Annotated in this window: 21 protein-coding genes; 16 read left to right on the top strand and 5 right to left on the bottom strand. The window is 33.6% G+C overall.

Annotation, left to right across the window (positions count from 1 at the left end; genetic code table 11):
• The first annotated feature begins 138 nt into the window (after window positions 1–138).
• A complete protein-coding gene (locus tag ABF682_RS06990; protein ID WP_415619375.1) occupies window positions 139–1404 on the top strand; it encodes an NRAMP family divalent metal transporter in 1266 nt (421 codons plus the stop codon).
• A gap of 327 nt (window positions 1405–1731) precedes the next feature.
• Here the strand turns inward: ABF682_RS06990 and ABF682_RS06995 are convergent, their stop codons facing one another.
• The 3 genes from ABF682_RS06995 to ABF682_RS07005 all read right to left on the bottom strand — a co-directional run bounded on the left by ABF682_RS06995 (window position 1732) and on the right by ABF682_RS07005 (window position 4094).
• Window positions 1732–2223, bottom strand: coding sequence for a TspO/MBR family protein (locus tag ABF682_RS06995; RefSeq protein ID WP_289978551.1), 492 nt, complete (start codon window positions 2221–2223; stop codon window positions 1732–1734).
• A gap of 230 nt (window positions 2224–2453) precedes the next feature.
• Window positions 2454–2729, bottom strand: coding sequence for a hypothetical protein (locus ABF682_RS07000; RefSeq protein WP_415619376.1), 276 nt, complete (start codon window positions 2727–2729; stop codon window positions 2454–2456).
• Between the two features lie 432 nt (window positions 2730–3161).
• On the bottom strand, window positions 3162–4094 hold the full coding sequence (locus ABF682_RS07005; RefSeq protein ID WP_415619377.1) for a glycosyltransferase family 2 protein: 933 nt from the start codon (window positions 4092–4094) through the stop codon (window positions 3162–3164).
• A gap of 207 nt (window positions 4095–4301) precedes the next feature.
• Here ABF682_RS07005 and ABF682_RS07010 point away from each other — a divergent pair, with 207 nt between their 5' ends.
• The 4 genes from ABF682_RS07010 (at window position 4302) to ABF682_RS07025 (ending at window position 7739) form a co-directional block, all read left to right on the top strand.
• On the top strand, window positions 4302–4826 hold the full coding sequence (locus ABF682_RS07010) for a nucleoside 2-deoxyribosyltransferase (protein WP_289978559.1): 525 nt from the start codon (window positions 4302–4304) through the stop codon (window positions 4824–4826).
• A gap of 169 nt (window positions 4827–4995) precedes the next feature.
• Complete coding sequence (locus ABF682_RS07015; protein WP_289978561.1) at window positions 4996–5193, top strand: hypothetical protein; 198 nt, start codon at window positions 4996–4998, stop codon at window positions 5191–5193.
• A 309-nt stretch (window positions 5194–5502) separates the two neighbouring features.
• Window positions 5503–6462 carry a threonine ammonia-lyase gene (locus tag ABF682_RS07020; RefSeq protein WP_415619378.1) on the top strand — a complete coding sequence of 320 codons (960 nt, stop codon included), beginning with the start codon at window positions 5503–5505 and terminating at the stop codon, window positions 6460–6462.
• A gap of 104 nt (window positions 6463–6566) precedes the next feature.
• Entirely contained in the window at window positions 6567–7739 is a 1173-nt protein-coding gene (locus tag ABF682_RS07025; RefSeq protein ID WP_289978564.1) for an AI-2E family transporter, read from the top strand.
• A gap of 180 nt (window positions 7740–7919) precedes the next feature.
• Here the strand turns inward: ABF682_RS07025 and ABF682_RS07030 are convergent, their stop codons facing one another.
• Window positions 7920–8831 (bottom strand): serine hydrolase, encoded by a 912-nt coding sequence (locus tag ABF682_RS07030; RefSeq protein ID WP_289978565.1) that lies wholly within the window; start codon window positions 8829–8831, stop codon window positions 7920–7922.
• A gap of 230 nt (window positions 8832–9061) precedes the next feature.
• Between ABF682_RS07030 and ABF682_RS07035 the strand changes: the two genes are divergently transcribed.
• From ABF682_RS07035 to ABF682_RS07075, 9 genes are all read left to right on the top strand, one after another.
• Window positions 9062–9688: a LysM peptidoglycan-binding domain-containing protein gene (locus tag ABF682_RS07035; RefSeq protein ID WP_289978568.1), complete on the top strand. Its 627-nt coding sequence runs from the start codon at window positions 9062–9064 to the stop codon at window positions 9686–9688.
• Window positions 9689–9719: 31 nt separating this feature from the next.
• A complete protein-coding gene (locus ABF682_RS07040; RefSeq protein WP_289978570.1) occupies window positions 9720–10871 on the top strand; it encodes an MFS transporter in 1152 nt (383 codons plus the stop codon).
• A 16-nt stretch (window positions 10872–10887) separates the two neighbouring features.
• Window positions 10888–11409 (top strand): GNAT family N-acetyltransferase, encoded by a 522-nt coding sequence (locus ABF682_RS07045; RefSeq protein WP_289978572.1) that lies wholly within the window; start codon window positions 10888–10890, stop codon window positions 11407–11409.
• Window positions 11410–11417: 8 nt separating this feature from the next.
• A complete protein-coding gene (locus ABF682_RS07050) occupies window positions 11418–11939 on the top strand; it encodes an NUDIX domain-containing protein (protein WP_415619379.1) in 522 nt (173 codons plus the stop codon).
• Between the two features lie 181 nt (window positions 11940–12120).
• Entirely contained in the window at window positions 12121–12588 is a 468-nt protein-coding gene (locus ABF682_RS07055) for an RpiB/LacA/LacB family sugar-phosphate isomerase (RefSeq protein ID WP_289978578.1), read from the top strand.
• A 214-nt stretch (window positions 12589–12802) separates the two neighbouring features.
• Complete coding sequence (locus tag ABF682_RS07060; RefSeq protein WP_289978580.1) at window positions 12803–13138, top strand: MazG-like family protein; 336 nt, start codon at window positions 12803–12805, stop codon at window positions 13136–13138.
• Window positions 13139–13466: 328 nt separating this feature from the next.
• Window positions 13467–14276, top strand: coding sequence for a bifunctional hydroxymethylpyrimidine kinase/phosphomethylpyrimidine kinase (gene thiD / locus ABF682_RS07065; RefSeq protein WP_415619380.1), 810 nt, complete (start codon window positions 13467–13469; stop codon window positions 14274–14276).
• An 821-nt stretch (window positions 14277–15097) separates the two neighbouring features.
• On the top strand, window positions 15098–15646 hold the full coding sequence (locus ABF682_RS07070) for a hypothetical protein (protein WP_415619381.1): 549 nt from the start codon (window positions 15098–15100) through the stop codon (window positions 15644–15646).
• Entirely contained in the window at window positions 15621–16184 is a 564-nt protein-coding gene (locus ABF682_RS07075; protein WP_415619382.1) for a DNA-3-methyladenine glycosylase, read from the top strand. The genes ABF682_RS07070 and ABF682_RS07075 overlap by 26 nt, the downstream gene beginning before the upstream one ends.
• A gap of 96 nt (window positions 16185–16280) precedes the next feature.
• Here ABF682_RS07075 and ABF682_RS07080 read toward each other — a convergent pair whose 3' ends face one another.
• Window positions 16281–17150 carry a helix-turn-helix domain-containing protein gene (locus ABF682_RS07080; protein WP_415619383.1) on the bottom strand — a complete coding sequence of 290 codons (870 nt, stop codon included), beginning with the start codon at window positions 17148–17150 and terminating at the stop codon, window positions 16281–16283.
• A gap of 107 nt (window positions 17151–17257) precedes the next feature.
• On the opposite strand from ABF682_RS07080, the gene galE reads away from it, so the two are divergent.
• Together galE and ndk are read left to right on the top strand one after the other, a co-directional pair.
• Entirely contained in the window at window positions 17258–18247 is a 990-nt protein-coding gene (gene galE, locus ABF682_RS07085) for a UDP-glucose 4-epimerase GalE (protein WP_415619384.1), read from the top strand.
• Window positions 18248–18478: 231 nt separating this feature from the next.
• Window positions 18479–18901: a nucleoside-diphosphate kinase gene (ndk, locus tag ABF682_RS07090; RefSeq protein WP_415619385.1), complete on the top strand. Its 423-nt coding sequence runs from the start codon at window positions 18479–18481 to the stop codon at window positions 18899–18901.
• The last annotated feature ends 404 nt before the right edge of the window (window positions 18902–19305 follow it).

Here is a 19305-nt window from a genome sequence, read left to right on the forward strand (position 1 = left end):
AGCACAACTAAATATAGCAGTTATCATTTTTCAACATATTGTGTGCGATTTTTAAATACACACTACATTTTGTGTTTGCTATTTAAAAATACTTCTAGAGGTAGTAATATAGTTAGTAATATTAGAGGAGTGATTAATTTGCAGATAAATATTACAAAAAAAGTGCAGGTGAAGAAGGGAAAAGTCTCAAAATATCAATGGTTAAAGGTTTGGGGACCGGGGCTAATTGTGATGCTTGCGGACACAGATGCAGGCTGCCTGATTACTGCTGCTCAATCGGGAGCACAGTGGGGATATACAATAATTTTACCGCAAATACTTTTAATTCCAATTTTATATATGGCTCAAGAAATGACAGTCCGATTAGGAATTGTGACACATAAAGGACATGGGGAACTAATTCGCGAAAATTTTGGCACTGGATGGGCTTGGCTTTCAGCAGGAACACTGGCAATTTCTGCAATTGGAGCGTTATTAACTGAGTTTATAGGGATCGCAGGTGTCGGAGAACTATTTGGAATATCAAAATGGATCACGGTTCCACTTGCTACCATTTTATTAGTAGGAATCGCATTTATTGGAAGTTATCGACGGGTAGAGAAAATTGGAGTGGTGATTGGGTCAGCTGAATTAGCATTTATTATTGCAATAATTATTATTCGACCGAGTTTGTCACAAATGGTACAGGGCCTAATTACCATACCTTGGAGGCATTCATCATATGTTTATTTGGTAGCAGCTAATGTTGGTGCAGTAATTATGCCATGGATGATTTTTTATCAACAAGGAGCAGTCGTTGACAAGAGGTTAGATGTACATTCGATTACGAAGGCGCGTCATGATACTTTTGTGGGAACTTTAATAACACAGGGAATAATGTTGATTTTTGTAATCGCATTTGCAGCAACAGTTGGAAATCGCAATTTCTCTGGTTCCTTGAATTCAGTAAGTGATTTGGCTAGAGCTTTATCACCATTTATTGGGAGCATGACAGCAAAAATTTTAATCGGGGCAAGTATTTTAGGCGGTGCCATGGTGGCTGCACTAGTTGTTGCGTTAGCTGGTACTTGGGGGATTACCGAAGTACTCAACTGGAAGCATAGTTTAAATGAACCATTGAATCATAAAACAGCAGGATTTTATATAATCTATGCTTTAGCACACATAGTGGGGGCTGTGTTGGTACTTGCAAATTTTGAATTGGTAAATATGGCGGTGGCTGTTGAAGTTATGAATGCATTACTGCTTCCAATTGTGCTCGGTTTTTTGTTAGTTCTTGAAGCTAAGGTAATACCTGAAGAATATCAAATGAAGGGAATTTATAAGTGGACGGTCACGATATTATGCATTATTGTCATGGTCTTTGGAATGTACATGATTGGACCTGTTGCTAATATCTGGTGAGATGCATAATTTCAATATATTAAGCATGACAGAATTTAGACATATGTATAATAAAAGAGAGAGCCATAGGTCGGGAAAATTTGAGTACTAACTCGAAATTACGAACATAGCAGGCACTTTGCTATGAGCAATTCGAAGTTAGACGGAGAATTTTGACTTATGAAACACATTTATACGGAATAAGTAGAGGAACTGAATCAAAATTTAACTTTTGACCCAGCTCCTCTTTCTTGAGTTCAAATAAGCATTCTCTCATAGGTCAAAATCTTCTGGCTACTGTAGTCTGTAGTGTCTCATTTAAGTGAGAACATAAGTCATTAGCAGAAGTCAATTTAAGATGGCGACTCCTAGAGTGAGATAAGATGCAAAAATAATCCATAGCAGATATGGAATCATCAGGATTGATGCTAAGCGGCTGGTTTTGGAAAAATGAACGATACAGGTTAGAACGATAAAATCTAGTACAAGTATTATTACAAATCCCAGCCAATATGAATTCTCTCTGAAGAAAATAATACTCCAGATGAAGTTTAGCGCTAATTGGGCAACGAATAGGGAATAGTCTACTATTTTAGTTCGTCTCAATGAGTAGCGTTGATAAATTAGATAACCAGAGATGGCAATTAAGACATAAAGAAAGGGCCAAACGATTCCAAATAAATAAGCGGGTGGAGATAGAAAAGGGAGGTGCAGATTATTATAGATACCTTTAATATCTCCTGCGAATAAAGCTGATAGACCACCAATTAGCTCAATGATAAGTATAAAAACAATTAGATGTAGCCAATTAAATTTAATTTTCTTTTTGTATTCGTACATTTGGACAACTCCTTTTAATTCGAGTGTAGCATTAATTAATTAGCAAAGCATGGAATATGATTTACATAAAAATTGGCAATGTTTAATAGCAAAACGGAATAAAGAAATTAAAAAGGCAACCCAGAAGGGCTCGACTACAAGAAAACTGTCGCTATTTTGTATTAATTAATTGTCAAAGCTAGTGGAGAATGTGTGTTGAATTGCGAGTGAATTTTAGTATCAACAATAAATTATAACTTATTTTGTTTTTTTAATTTATTAAGTAAATTTTTTGCTTGGATAACTTCTAAATATTCATTAGATTTCCGCATGTTTTTTACCTTGTACTTTTCCGAGTGGTCCATTTCTTTCTTCAAATAAGAAGTATAAATTCGTACCCCATCTCTTAGGAAAAAGGTGGTCCAGCAATCAAATTCACCATAAACATCAATTTCTTTTTGCAAGTTATTTACTAAATCTGTAGAGTCATAAGCAAATTTTTTTCCGCTTTTTCCAACTACTCCCATATTAAACAACCCCTTTACATTTATAGTATCATAGTAAAATTGTAGAATATACGAGTCGGTTAACAAAATAAATTTGATCTATTAAAAATTTTAAAATAACAGAATAGGAGCAATAATTATTTTCGATAATTCTTTATGTTGTTTCTTTAAATTCATCATCAATTTTTTCCCTATCATTCATTTTTGTTTACTCCTGCTATATGAGATTAATCGGTCAGTACTAGGCCAACATTGATTTTCAAATAAAACAAAATTAATAGTTAGCTGTGTTTCTTGTTGCAGTGCCTTAACCAATTCCTCAAGGTAGTCTAAGGTGTAGCATTTAATACAAAAAAGAGACTAAATCAAAATTTAACTTTTGACATAGTCTCTCTAAAATGCTTGAAATTAATCTTTTAAGGTTGTAACGAAGGCTAATGATTAATGATATCTCTATTTTTTCTCTTTAACTATATATAAAGGTCTATTTTTTACTTCCAAATAAATATTGCCAATATACTTGCCAACAATCCCTAGACAAAATAGTTGTAGTCCGCCTAATCCGACCATTATAGTAATTAATGAAGCCCAGCCATCAACACTGCCGCCATAAAATATTTTACGGGCAATAATAAAAAGCATGAAAAATATTGATAATGCAAAGGTAAAGAAACCTGCAAAAGAAGCAATTAAAAGTGGGATTTCTGAGAAATTTACAATTCCTTCGATTGAGTAGCGAAAGAGTTTCCAGAAGGACCAAGAAGTATTGCCTGCAACACGATCACGATTCTCATACTCTAAATATTTTGTTTTAAAGCCAATCCAATTAAAGATACCCTTTGAAAAGCGGTTGTACTCACCCATTTCAAGGATCGAATCAACAACTTTACGAGTCATTAACCGATAATCTCTGACACCTTGAATCATTGGAACATCAGAAATTTTACTCATTAGTTTATAAAAAAGGATAGAAAAAAGTGAACGAATAGGGGGTTCTCCCTTACGATTTACACGCCGAGTGCCGACAATTTCATAATCCTCATCTAAAATTCCTGAGAGCATCAATGGAAGCTGTTCTGGTGGATCTTGCAAGTCAACATCCATAACTGCGACCAAGTCTCCTGTAGCTGTCTGAAGACCTGCATAGAGTGCAGCTTCTTTGCCAAAGTTTCTGGAAAATGAAATGAAATGAACATTTTGGGGATCGTTCTCATTTAAGGTCTGTATTTCAAGGAGTGTATTATCACTTGAACCATCATCAATAAAAATATACTCTAAGGAATAATTGCGCAGTTGTGGGATAAGAGCATTAACTGCTTGGTAGAATAATGGAATTGTCTCCTGTTCATTAAAACAGGGTACTATGATGGAAATTTTTTTAGTCATCTATTTATTGTCTCCAATCGATAATGATTGCTCCGCTAATTATAACGTTAAAGTGATGATAACTCAATATCTGTAAGGCTTTTTTAAGTTATTGAATAAAACTTTAATAAACATTATGTAGCTGCTAGTAATTTTATTTAGCTTATTATTCGATGTATATGATAAAATAACTTTACAATAAATCTATTTAATTGAAGGAGTATTTTAATGGCACAATTCAACAATGAATTTGCACTGGGAGATAAGGTTAACGATTTACCGATGCCGCCTGTAAAAGTCTACATTGGTTGCTCATGGTTTAATGAACAGCAGCGGGAACATTTAAAACAGGGCTTAGCTGCAATTGAAGCCAACCCAAGTATTTCAAGGAAATATTCGCATTTTCCACTTGATTTTCAATATAAGGGACTAGATGTTGCTGAACATCCAGAATTATTGCATGATATCGAGTGGCAAGCACGGACCTTCAACTCAGATATTGAAGGAATTGTGGGTTCGGATTTATGTTTGATGCTTTATTTGCCAAGCTTTCCCGATGATGGAGGAGCTTTTGAACTAGGTTACGCGAAGGGGATTGGCAAACAGTCGATTATCGTTGTTCCTAATGATGATGCCGATAACTTGAACTTAATGCTGGCATATGGTGTAACACGTGTTATTAAGCTATCTGAATTAAGTACATTTGATTTTAGGCATGTTCATGCTGGTACGTACACGGGCTTAGTTCATTAATAATCTATATGCAGAATAATTAATGAAAAATCTGCATAATTATTAAGTTTAGGATATTTTTTAACAGTGGAAACCATGAGATGAGAATTATTAACTTCGTTTTGATATAATCAATTCAGTGGAAAATAAGAATTCTGAATTAATATATGTCAGAGAGGAGAGTAAGAAGATGTCTGCATTTCAAAACGTATTAATTATAATTTCAATCGTTGCATTAATTGCGATGTTGTTGCTGATCCTGGGACTCTCTTGGGGAATATCATTTCAAGCTGTTGCAGTGGGTGGGGTGACCTGTTTTGCTATTGCAGTAGCTTCGACAGTGATTGCGTTGTGCATTGGTGTAGTAGGTATTTTCTCACGAGATTAGAAAAGTTATATAGAAATAATGATAAGTCAGCGGAATTTGACTTATGGAGTGTCAATTATATAAAATCAACAAAGGGACTAAATCAAAATTTATTTTTGACTTAGCTCTTTTTTTAATGTCTTGAAATGTCAAATTAAGTTATAAATAACGTAGTTGCTTATCTGTGACATTTTTCATGAAGTATGAATTAAAATAATCTGTTATTAAGTATCATAGGAATAAGCAGCGGATTACTTTGAGTTCAAAAGTTGAACAATTCATAAGCATATGAGATACTTTTTACAGAAATTTAGGAAATGGTGTGGTTCAATGAAAAAATTTAATTTACAAGATGTTGAGCGGGCATTTGAGAAGATAAAACCATATTTAAGAACAACCCCTGTAGTTGAATCACTTTTTTTAAATAATAATGAGAGAGAATATTTTTTCAAATTAGAGTCGCTACAGCCAGTTAGAAGCTTTAAAATTAGAGGAGCTTTGAATAAAATATTGAGTCTAACAAATGCAGAAAAAAGGAGGGGTGTAGTTACCATTTCATCCGGAAATCATGGAATTGCAACTGCTTATGCCAGTCAGTTATTGGGGATTGAAAAAATTGAGGTTATTGTGCCAATTGGGACGCCAAATAATAAGATTGAAAAAATTGAGCATTTCGGTGGGCAAGTCAAACAAATAGGTAAGAATTATGATGAAGCTCATATTCAAGGAATGCAATATGTTAAAAAAAGTGAGATGAATTATATTGATTCTTATTATTCTGATCCGTTGATTTATAGTGGACAGGGGACAATCTCTTTGGAGTTAATGCAACAGTTGCCATTGCTAGATACGATTGTTATCCCAATTGGAGGGGGCAGCTTGATTACCGGAATTGCAGTTGCAGCCAAAAGCATTAATCCAACAATCAGAATAGTTGGAGTTCAAACCGCTGCTTGTCCCGCAATGATTGAAGCAATTAAGAATAAGAAGTTTTATGAAGAATATCCTACTAGGGATTCAATCTGCGAATCACTTGTAGGAGGAATTGGGAGGTTGAGCTATGAGATGCTTCCCGCATATGTTGACGAGCTGATAGCGGTTGATGAGGCAGAGATTGCAGATGCAGTTGCATACATGGCCAAGGAAGAAAAAATTATTGCTGAACCAGGAAGTTGTACGACAGTTGCTGCACTTAGAAACTATGGTGAGAAGATTGGTGGGAGTGTAGTGGCTGCAATCATTTCGGGTGGAAATATTGATGAAAAATTATTTTATAATCTACTAGCCTAAAACTAGGACTAATGATTCATGTCTACAAAGGTGTAATGTTAACCTATTTATTGATAATGCTAGTATAATTAGTTGATACCATTAAAATGAGGTGAAGAAGCTTAATGAAAAGCAACAAATGGATTCGTTTTTTGGGTGGTAGAAGTCTAGTATTCACGCTGTTTGTTTTAGGGATGATAGCTGCTATTATCTTTCTTTACAGTAAAATAGCATTTATATTCGAACCTTTTGCTGTCGTCTTCTCGACAATAATGCCACCAGTTATCGTAGGGCTAATTTTGTATTATTTGATAAATCCACTGGTTAAGTTATTGGAAAAATATATCAAACGTACCTGGATAATAGTTATTATCTACGTCATAATATTAACACTATTGATTTTTGGAGGAATTGAATTAATTATTACTGCTAGAAATCAAGCAATTGATTTAGTTAAGCATTTTCCTAATATTTTGCAGAGTTTTGAAAAAAATGCGGATAGTTTAGCTGCTAATTTTCCATACGCAAATGAGTTTAAACAGCTGCAAGACTCACTAAACTTATCGAGTACAAAAATCAGCAAATTCATAGAGAGTTATTTGCAGAATGGTGCAAAAAGCTTTGGAAGTGTATTCTCAGTGATTTCTACTTTATTATTGGCAGTTATAACTGGGCCAATAATAGCCTTTTTCTTGCTACAAGATAAGGAAAAGTTCTTTAAGACTAGCAAAAAGTTGGTGCCACCGCTTTTTCGTAATGACTTTACAGAGTTTGCTAAGATAGTTGACCAGCAAATTGGTGGATATCTGAAGGGACAAATTGCGGTATCTGCAATTTTAGGAATAATGTATTGGCCATGTTTTATGTTAATGGGAATCAAATATGCAGGGACTTTAGCACTGGCAGCTGGGATTTTGAGTATTATTCCATACATTGGTTCTTTTGCAGCCTTCATTCCTGGATTAATTATTGCTTTCCAATCTTCGTTCATGATGGCTTTGGTCTTTGTAATTGTATGGTTTGTCGTGCAATTCTTACATGGTCAGTTTATCGTTCCTAAGGTTATGGGTAATAACTTACAATTGCATCCAATCACGGTATTACTCGTATTATTGGTGATGGGTGAAATGTTAGGAATAATTGGTGTAATTTTTGGGATTCCAATTTATTGTTTCATCAAAGCAATAACAATTTATTTGTTTAGAAAATTCAAGAAAAGATATAATCGTTTTTATGGAGAATCTGGACAATATGAAGATACTGAATTTTCAAAGAAGAACTACCTAAACAAAAAATAATTGTTGTCTCACAGAATATGGCTATGCAGAGAAAAACTTATAAGTATTCTTGACTAAACGTAGTAAAGGGATTGGGTCAAATTTTGATCCAATCCCTTTATTTGTAATAAATAAACATATTTCATAAGTCAAAGCTTCTCTTATTAATCTCGGATAAAATCCAATAAGCAGATGTGAAGTCTAATTGCCATAGACAATAGATTGGACTTCTTTTGCAATTTTAGCGATTCTAGGGAATCCACTGAATCCGCTCTGATTATGACCATGAGTCATGATTACTAAGATATATCTTTGACCATTGGGAAGGGTGACAATCCCAGCATCATTGTTTACATCATCCAAGAAACCAACTTTATCAGTTACAGTAGTTCCTTTCATTGCTTTTGCAGCTCCTGTAGGGATTCCTGTACGATATACTTGTTTACCCATTAAGCTTAGTAGTTTAGAGCGATTTGCAGTATCACTGAATGCACCAGTCCCATGAAATAATTGCAATAATAATTCCTGTAGGCTATTTGCAGTTGTTGTGGCATTGCTAGAATTGGTGAAGACAGGTGAGTACCAATTTTGACTTTTGATAAAACTATTTATACTGGAAAGTCCATATGTTTGCAGTTCGGTTTCGGCAAAATCATTTTGACTATATACAATCATATTGTAAAAACCATTTGTAGAAGTTGTGTCCCAAGAGAAATTATTGTTTTTGGCCTCATTAAATAAATATGCAGTTATGAATAACTTATATGTACTAGCCGAAGTAGCTGGGGTAGAGGCATTTGAGGAAACTGCAAGATTTCCTTCCTTATATAAGGAAGCATTGCTCTTTTTAGCAGCAGTACTATTTTCTTCTGGTGAGAGATTATAGAAACTGACACTAGCAGTTCCATCAGCAGTAACCTTGTCTAAATACTTTTGTAATTTTTTTGTGATTTGACTTTTTTTAGTAGCAAGCTTTTGGACCTGTGTGGTTTGCTTTTTATCATTCGAATTGCTACTAGCACTAGCAGGAGTATCCTTTTGAGTGCTTTTAATAGCTAAAATTATTATAATGCTTACGATTACTAAAAAAAGGAATATATTACCTATTCTCAAGTATCTTTTTCTTCTTCTCAAGCTATACACTTCACTTTCACATATGTTAATACCTATTGAAAGCATAATTTTATTAAATGAAAAAGCTGTGAAGTAAGTCATAATTATATTAGAAGCAAATATGATTTTTACGATTATTTTATTTGTTTTTATGAATTTTTGGCATATGAATGAAGTAAATAGTTATGTATAATAACACTAGTATCTTGTTTTAAAGGAGAATGAGCAGCGTGAATATATCAGGGATAACAAATCAGAATACTAATAGTGTTGCAGCTGATGCTAGTTCAACCCAAAGCAGTCAGCAAGCAAATCAGGCACTCTTCTCCAATATACTGGAGAAGAATTTAAGTACAGAACTTACGATAAAAAAAGGTGATACATTGTGGGCAATCGCTAGAAAATACGGAACTAGCATTTCAGACCTAGCCCAAGGCAATAATATTGCTAATCCCAACCTAATTTATGTTAATCAAAGAATTAGTGTCACTGGTAATAATACGGAGACAGCCGCAACACAGAGTGCACAGGCAGCATATGGGTATGGGGCCTCGTCAACAACTGGAAACGTTCAAAACACTAATGCAAGTTCTCAAGGCTCGAGTGAAGGTGTCCAAAGTACAGCTCTTTCTGGTAATGAAAAAGTAGCTCAAGACTATATCGTGCAGCATGAATCTGGTGGGAATTATAATGCCAGAAATGGGAAATATATTGGAAAATATCAGCTTGATTCGAGTTATCTGAAGGGCGATTATTCGGCTGAGAATCAAGAAAAGGTTGCAAAAGAGTACGTAATGCAGCGATACGGTTCTTGGACGAAAGCAATGGAACACTGGAAAGAAAATAATTGGTACTAAGAAATTTTTGAGAAATATTAGGAGTGTTTTTTTGAAGAATAAAGCCACTTTACTTGCAAGTATGTTCGTTAATATGGGGATTGGGTTAATAATGCCGATAACTACCTTATTTATCCATGAGAGACTAAATCAGAGCTTGGTTGTTGCTGGTTATGTCTTAATGGGCTTTTCAATTGCAATGGTGATTGGAAATTTAATTGGGGGATTTTTATTAGATAGATGGAAGGTAAAACAAACGCACTACTTAGGCGGTGCAATTGTCTGGTTTTCCTTAATTACAATCGTAGTGTGGCCACTATGGCCACTCTATGCTTTTTTGGTTGCTTTTTATGGCTTGGGTTTGGGAATCTTAAATTCAGCAGTTAACGGGTATATCGCTTATTTGCAAAAGGAAGATGCAAATATCTTTACAAATGCTTATTGGCTAGCAAATATTGGAATGGGAATATCAACTTTTCTATCGGGAACTTTATTTGCAATAGGCATCAGAGAAGTCTTTCTAAGCTCATTAATACTTTTTTCGCTGACCTTAATGATTATTGCTTTTAACTTTAACGATATTGAGCACGAAAAAATAATAAGTAAAAAAAGAAAATTGAACTTCGATGAAAATGCAACAACAATAAGTAGTCTAGTAATTATATGTTTGACCATTATTTTTATTTGGATAGGCTATGAACAGTGGAATAGTAATATTTCGGTTTTGATGTTGTCTAAGAATATTTCAGTACAAAAATACAGTTTTTTATTTACGATATCAACTTTTGAAATTGTTATTTTTCAACCACTATTGAAACCATTTTTTAAAGCAAATTTTGAAAATGAAAAATTACGTGTAATTGTTGGTGTAAGCATGTTTGCAATTTCCTATTTGCTAATTATAGGTGCGGATACTTACTGGCGCTTTGTCTTGGGAATTACAGCATTATCTGTAGGTGACGTCTTGGCCCTAACGACGATTCCGGCTTTGCTTAATCGCTATGCTAATGATAGCAATCGAGCATCAATTCAATCTATTAGTAGCACTGCAGGTTCGGCTGGACGTGCAATTGGTCCGCTAGCAGGTGGATATATGATTTCTCAGATTAATTATAGCTTTTCATTTATTGCTATTTTTGTCAGTCATATTGTACTGATTCCCTTGATACTATTACTAAAAAGAAATAAAAAATATATTGAATGACCTAAGGAGAAAAATGATGAATATTGAAATTCGTGAATTCTTATTGGAAGACCTAGAATCCTTTTGGGGGGTTGCATACAGTAATCCTGATGCAGAATGGACGAAATGGAATGGACCATATTTTAAAGGTAAGCTTCCTAAGAAAAATGAATTCATAAAGAAAATTGGGCCGGCAGACTTTGTAAACAACGAATTTAAGAATGTTATCATTGTTGATGAACAGATTGTAGGAATGGTATCTGCATATTATGAGGATGGAAAGCTTGAAAGATGGCTAGATGTAGGCATTGTAATCTATTCAACAGAAAAGTGGCAAAAAGGTATTGGAAAAGTGGCACTTAAACTCTGGATCAATCATGTTTTTTCAATAGTTTCACTGCCACATATAGGTTTGACTACTTGGTCAGGCAATTTAAGAATGATTGGACTGGCTGAGAGCCTTAACTTAGAGAAAGAGGCACAGATTAGGAAGGTTCGTTTTTGGCAAGGAAAATATTGGGATTCTGTAAAATATGGTGTTTTACGAGCAAATTGGTAAAAAAACTGATGAATGAAGCAAAATATAGTGATAATTTTAATGAGTCTTGGGATATATATAATGCACAACTTAAGAAAATAGGAGTTAAAAAAAGAAGAGATGCTTTAACTAAAGGAGAATTTCATTTAGTTGTTGGCGTTTTTATCTTTGATGATAACAACTGTGTATTATTGCAAAAAAGGACATTGAGCAAGCTAAATAATCCAGGAAAATGGCAAGAATCAGCAGGGGGTTCTGTGTTAATAAATGAAAATATCTACCAAGCAGCTGATCGTGAAGTTAGTGAGGAGCTTGGAATGGAGTTAGAAATGATTCCTGCCAATTTTTTCTTCAAGGAAGTCCATGAGAACTGGATAACTTTTTGGTTCGCTGCAGTTGCAGAATTTGATATTACTAAATTAAATATTCAAGTGACGGAAGTCGATAAAATTAAGAAGTTTGAGATTGCTAAGGCGCTTGATTTGTTAAAAAACAGAGGCATTGATAATACATGGGAAAGCTTGCAATTAATTACTGAAAAATTAGTATAATCTAGAATTATGGTTTGCAAAGATTTTATGCGAAGACAATGAAGAATAGTATGGATAGCTATCTTTAGGATGTTTGCAGCCAAACAGATAATTTCTTAGTTTTGGATTATAGTCCCCCATAATTTGACCTCGTATTGTATAATTAACTAGTACAAAATGAAACGATAGAGGAGAGATAGTAGTGAAAATAGTTTTAGCAAGTGACCACGCTGGTGTTGCATTAAAAAAAGAAATTAGTGAACTTTTGATTTCAATGGGACATGAGGTTAATGATTTAGGACCATTCAGCAGTGATGCGGTAGACTTGTCTGATTACGTATATCCAGCAGCTCTGGAAGTTGCAAAGAAGAATGCAGATCGTGGCATTTTTATAGACGGGGTTGGATATGGTAGTGCACTGATTGCTAACCGTGTTCTCGGAATTGATGCTGTTGTGTGTCAGGATCCGTTTTGTGCGAAATTAGCAAGACAGCATACCGATAGTAATGTTTTATGCTTAGGTGGTAAAATTATTGGCTCGGCTATTGCTTTAGATATTGTTAATGTGTGGATGACGACAGACTTCTTGGCACAGGAAAAATATATTCGCCGAGTAAACAAGGTTAAAGAAATTTCAAAAAGGCATCTGCGCTCATTAGATGAGATCTAAGTAATAAAAAAGGATAATTGAATCGACTCCTAAAAGTTAGACCAAAATTCTAATCTTTAGAGGTCGGTTTTTTTAAATCGTGTATTATGAAATATATTTATTCGTAATAAATAAAAGGGCTGGGCTACAAGTGAACTTTTTTTGTAGTGCTTCACTTTATACCGAACACCAGCAAAAAAATTAGTCTTAGCATTATTTAAAAAGGAGAAAAAAAATGACAATTGATGAGCATCAGGACTGGTTAGTCGATTTCTATAAGGGTCGAGACTGGTATCGTTTTTCACCAATGAACCGTTTGGTTTTTCTTAGTGAAGAAATTGGTGAATTATCTAGAGCTGTTAGAACAATTGAACTCAATGGCAGGGATCATCCAGGTGATAAGATTTTGACGAATGACGAGCGACTGGACAATTTAAAGGAAGAACTTGCTGATTGTTTTGATCAGTTACTAATAATTAGCTCGCAGTATGGAATTAGGTATTCAGCTCTCAGTGATTATAGTAAAAATAAACTGAAAAAAAGATTTGAAACAAATAATCGTAGCGTATGAAGATTTTCGAAATATGATAGATTTAGTAGTCGCAGTTATTGAGAAGTTAAATGTGAAGATAATTTCTGAATTTTAAGTTTAGTGTAAGAGATTTGTAGATTAGTAAGCCATATTATAACAATGTAGCTGAAAAATAAATTAACTTAAGATAAAACATAAATTTTGTGTTATACTCTGAAATTAGAAAGTTATTAAATTTTAATGAAGCAAACTTATCTGGACAATTATCACGGAGAGGCCTGTTTGATGAGCGTTTTAATTTGTAGAAGTGCTGATATGGGATATCAGGTAGTTAGATGCATAATTTTGAATGAAAAGGGATGTTTTTATGGTAAATGAGTATCCACAAGTAATGACAATTGCTGGTTCAGATAGCGATGGCAGTGCAGGCATGCAAGCGGATTTGCATACTTTTTTTACAAGAGAAGTATATGGAATATCTGTGATGACAGCATGTGTTGCAGGAAATTCGTACGGAATTCACGCAAGTATCGCGCTGCCTTTAGATTTTATTGATCAAGAATTTGCAGATATTAGTGCAGATTTCAAGGTTAAAGCAGCGAAAACAGGGATGTTGGCTGATTCTAACTTGATTAAAAATGTTGTCGCAAATTATAAGAAATACGCTTTTGGACCACTAGTTGTTGATCCAGTCATCATGACGAAGCATGGTGATATGTTACTTGAAGAGAGTGCATTTGAAACTCTAAGAGAATTGATGATTCCTCTTGCAACTGTGATTACACCGAACTTTTATGAGTCAGAGAAATTAGCTGATATGAAAATCAAGAACGATGATGATTTAGTAACTGCTGCTCGTAAGTTACAACAAATGGGTGCAAAAAATGTTGTTGCTAAAGGATATCATCAAGATGAAAGTCAAATAGAAGTCCGTGATTTTATCTTATTAGAATCTGGCAAAAGTTTTTGGCTGAGTGCTCCATATCATAATACAACACATATTAATGGGACAGGTGATTCATTATCTGCATGTATTGCTGCAGAGATAGCCAAGGGAACAGAGATTGAAAGGGCGATTCGAATTGCCAAAGATTATGTAAATACGGCAATTGGGAATGAAATCGCTGTTGGACATAAGTTCGGTCCAATTAACCATTGGGCGCCAAAAATAAAATGAAATAAAAAATAAGATTTTTCGCTATTAAAAATAGATGGAAAAGTCTTATTTTTTGTTTCTATAATATTTAGTAGTGATGAAACTGGATAGTGCGTAAACAATAATTAGTGAACGTTAAATTAATTTGCTAAATAATAAAAAGCTTTTCAGTTGATATAGTCAATTTTTACGTCAGTCTCTGAATTTTTCAAGGACAATGATAGAGCATACAAAAATAGAAAGAGAAATTCAATTTGTTATTGATTATCCTTAATATAATATAATGGCATACTTTGTGAAATATGTTACAATTTAGAAAACGCATACATTGGAGGGAAAATTTAATGTATAAAGTAGTTTTAACTTTACCAACCAGCTCAGGTAAAGAAAAGATAGAAAAATGGATTCTTAATATTAAAAAAAGTTGCCAACATTACCCGATAATTTTTTTCAAGTGAATATTTTGATAGGTTTAAATGGGAAAAATACAGTATTTGCAGCTGATCAAAATTTCATACAACTATGTGCCTATGAAAACATAGAAATATTTATTTCAAAGTTCAAAATCTTTTTTCTTGGCGATATGCAGAAGATAAGAGGTTTAGAGTTAAAAAAAGAAAGTTGGGATTTTTTCCGTTTATCAAATTAATATTTTTCCGAATGTTTCAGCATCGCGTGTATAAAGAAGGGCAAAAAGTATTGTTAAAATCTGAAGAAATGGAATGGAATAATAATGCCAAAAATTAAAAAAAAAATTAATTCATTTTTTTATAAAAATAGATTCTGAAATTTGTGATCAGAATTGGTACCCAGGAAACAGTGCAATCAAACAAATCTTAGGTATGATATTAACGCAAAATACCAATTTTGATAACGTTGAGAAAGTAATTAGAAATTTTCCAGAAAATTTAAAAATAAATGATATATTAGATATGCCATCGGAGATTCTTGAGGAAAAAATCAAAGAAGCAGGCTTTTACAAGCAAAAAGGCAAGTGCATAAAAGAACTCTTTCTTTTTATTAAGGAAAATAGCGGAATTAGTAATCTTACAAATGTAAAAAAATTGAGAGAAAAGATAATTAGGATTAATGGTATAGGAAACGAAACTGCAGACGTATTTTTGTTGTATATTGTGAACGAAAAAAAATTCGTTTCAGATGCCTATGCAAGAAGGCTCTTCTCTAGAGTTTTTGATATGTCAGTTCAAAAATATGAAGATTTAAATGCAATAGCTAAATACTATGAAACAAATTTGACGGTTAAGAAACTTCAAGAGTTTCATGCAAAAATAGATGTATTTTGTATTAAATTCTGTACAAAAACTCCTAAATGTAATCATTGTGTTTTTAGAAAAGAGTGTAAGTATGTTAAAAAAAGTAATGAACTGTGATACTATCAGGACTGCTAAAGCAATGTTAGGAATGAAATTGATACTTTCTGGAGAGAATCTGGGTAAAATTGTTGAAACTGAGGCTTATTTAGGGACAGCTGATAGTGCTTGTCATAGTAGCAATGGTAGAAGAAGTCCTAAAAATGAATCTATGTATCTTTCGGCGGGGCATTGGTATGTTTATCAAATCTATGGGTACCAAATGCTAAATCTTGTTACAAGGCCTAAAAATATTGCAGAAGCAGTGCTTATTAGAGCACTTGAAAGTCCATCAGGGGATGTAGTCTCTAATGGGCCAGGAAAGTTGACACGCTTTTGCGGGATTTCGCAAAATCTTGACGGAAAATTGATTGAAGAATCAGACCTGAAAATAATTCATGGAAAAATTCCAAAGAAAATTTGTCAACGAGCACGAATTGGTGTGACTTGTGAAGATGAATGGAGGAATAAGCCATTATGTTTTTATGTAAAGGGAAATAAACATGTTTCAAAAGTTGCTAAAAGGGAACTGATCGAAGATAGTGATACATGGAAGTAAATTAAAAGTATTTGAACTATAGTTTGAAATTTTTTTAAGAATAGAAGCTTATAAAAAGTCGGCATCTTTTTATTAATTGTAGGACCCTACTAATCATTAACTCACATATTTTGTGTGTAGAATTAAATCAACTAGGTTTTGCAAATTATCAGCAATTGATGAATATGCGAGCATTCTAAAAGCAGCAATATTCTTAGTAATTTCCTGTAAATATATTTCATCAGCTTTACCTACTTTTAAATTAGCTAAATTTACAAGTACATTCGCTACTAAGAGATAATATATTTTTTTATTGTCGTATGCTTTTTTTTGAGCATTTTTTGCGTATATTAATGCAAGCTGGTATTCTTCTTTTCGCAATGCTAACTCAGCTAGATTACTAAAAAAGAGAATCACTTTATCAATATAATCTGTGAAATTTAATTTTTTTGCTTTTTCTTCAAATTGTCCTGCTAATATTTTTGCTATCTCAAAATCAGCCAGAAAGATCGAATTAGCTAGTGTTCGAATTTCAAATTCATGCCAATTCTTGCAGGATAATAAGTAGTTGAAGATAGGTTGATAATTCTCAGCAGTTATATGATTACTTTGGGTTAGTTCAACTAACCCCAACATATTTAATCGTTTAATTTTTAGGCGAATGCTTTTCTTTGCAACTTCTGCTGTGAAAGTCTGCTCTAAATAATTTGCTAATTCTACTATTTTTTGTTCAGTTGAAAGCCTATTAGCTGTTTCTATATAGATTCTGTCTTCGAGTGAGTAATTAGTACCAAGTTCTGTTTGAAACTCCATAAGAGAGATATCAAGATTCTGTAGCAACCCCAACATCTTTTCGTATGAAGGGAAATATTTACCATTTTCAAGTTCTGAAAGATGAGAACGTGACATTACACCGATTGATACATTTTTTTGAATCAGATTCTTGTCAGTTCTGATTTTTTTAATAAGCGGACCAATGTTATTCATGTTAATAGACCTCATTTGTCGGAATAAGTAACAAAAAGATTCCCTTTGTTCATTGTATATTAAACTGTAGTGGAAGCAAAATTTAATAATAATAAGGAGTGAAATCGATGAGTCTATTAGTTTTAGGTGGAGCTGGATATATTGGTTCACATATGGTTAAACGATTGTTAGATGAAAAAGAAAATGTCATCGTTATTGATAATTTATCAAAAGGACATTTAAAAGCAGTTGATTTAAGGGCTGCATTTATTGAAGGAGATATTCGTGATAAAGATTTATTACGTGATGTATTTGAGAAATATGAAATTGAAGCAGTTTTTCATTTTTGCGCGTACATGCAGATTCCAGAATCTATAGTAAAACCAAATGACTATTTTGATAATAATGTCTATGGTTTAATTGCATTGATTGATGTAATGAAGGACTTCAAGATAAATAAATTAATCTTTTCTTCTTCAGCGGCTGTCTATGGCATTCCTGAAAATAGCCCAATTAGTGAGGATACTAGCAAGAATCCTATTAATCCATATGGCTTGACCAAGTTAATGATGGAACAAATAATGAAATGGGATGGCGAAGCTTATGGAATTAAGTGGCTTGCATTTCGCTATTTTAATGTTGCTGGTGCGCAGATTGATTGTAGTATTGGGGAAGACCATCGTCCCGAATCGCATCTAATTCCAATTGTACTTGAAGCAGCAGCTGGTAAACGAGAGTGTGTAGAGATGTGCGGTAATGATTATGCAACGAGAGATGGATACAATATTCGTGATTATGTGCATGTTGTTGACCTAGTAGATGCACATTATCTGGGATTAAAGTATTTACGCAATGGCGGTAAAAGTGATGTCTTTAATATTGGATCGAAACATGGATACTCTGTTAAAGAAATTGTGTATGCTGTGAAGGAACAGACGGAAATTGACTTTAAGATTATAGATGCACCAAGACGAGGTGGAGACCCTGATGAACTTGTAGCAAATAGTGAGAAAATCAGGCAGGTTTTAGGCTGGGAGCCACATTATAGCGATATTAACACAATGATTCAATCTGCATGGAATTGGACAAAGAATCATCCTAATGGATTTGAAAATTAAAATATTGTGCTGTATATTATCGCTCGTAATAAGGTGACTGATGACTACATTTGGAATTTGGTGTGGTAGTTATCAGGATATCTAGAGCTGCAAATGGGGAATTTAGTCGAAATTACGGAGAGAAAAGGGTAGTGTGCCATTTTATTTTTCTTATAAAAACTTGCTTTTTCCAATTTTGAGCGTGAGAATTGTATTGTGTTGTTAATCACGATATTGTTTGGAGGAATGAAAATGGCAGTTGAGAGAACATTGATTCTTGTAAAGCCTGATGGAGTTTCTGCAGGTCACGTAGGTGAGATTATCACAAGGATTGAACAAAAGGGTTATGAGATTGAGTCATTGAAAGTAACAATGGCAACTGATGAGAAGCTCAGGAAACATTATTCAGATAAAGTTGATAAACCTTATTTTGGAGACATAGAATCTTACATGAAGGAAGGACCCATTGTTGCAATTATTGCAAGGGGAATCAATATTATTGATGCGTTTCATAATATGGCTGGAAAGACTAATCCAACTTTAGCTGCTCCGGGGACGATTCGTGGTGATTTTGGCTGCGAATGGGAAGATGGCAATTTGAGAAATGTAGTGCACAGTTCCGATGGAGTTGAAACTGCAGAAAATGAAATTAAAATTTGGTTTCCAAATAAATAACAAAAAATTCTTTTGAACACTACTGAAAGGTATTTAAAAAAACTGTCATGAAACAATAATTTTGTGACAGTTTTTTTGTGCAAAAGAATATAAATTATTAAAAAAAATAGAATAGTCTAAAAATAGATTAACTTTCTTTCAAAAGCAAAAACTATGGAGAAAAAATGCTAATATTAGCACGTGGAAATTTGTTGAGAGGGGTCACTGTTTTTGCTGAAACAACTAAAAAATAATTATACTTGGTTCTATTTACAATCATTTTTTATTATATTATCGATTCTAAGTGTCTATATTTTTTCTCATCGTGGCATTATTTATAATGCTGATGACCTGAAATTTCATGTAGATCTGCTCCTATGTCAATAAATGGCACATCTTTTTCTAAACACTCGTTCTAATTCTGT

Origin of the sequence: Liquorilactobacillus sp. (genome assembly GCF_047719775.1) — a bacterium.
Taxonomy (GTDB): domain Bacteria; phylum Bacillota; class Bacilli; order Lactobacillales; family Lactobacillaceae; genus Liquorilactobacillus.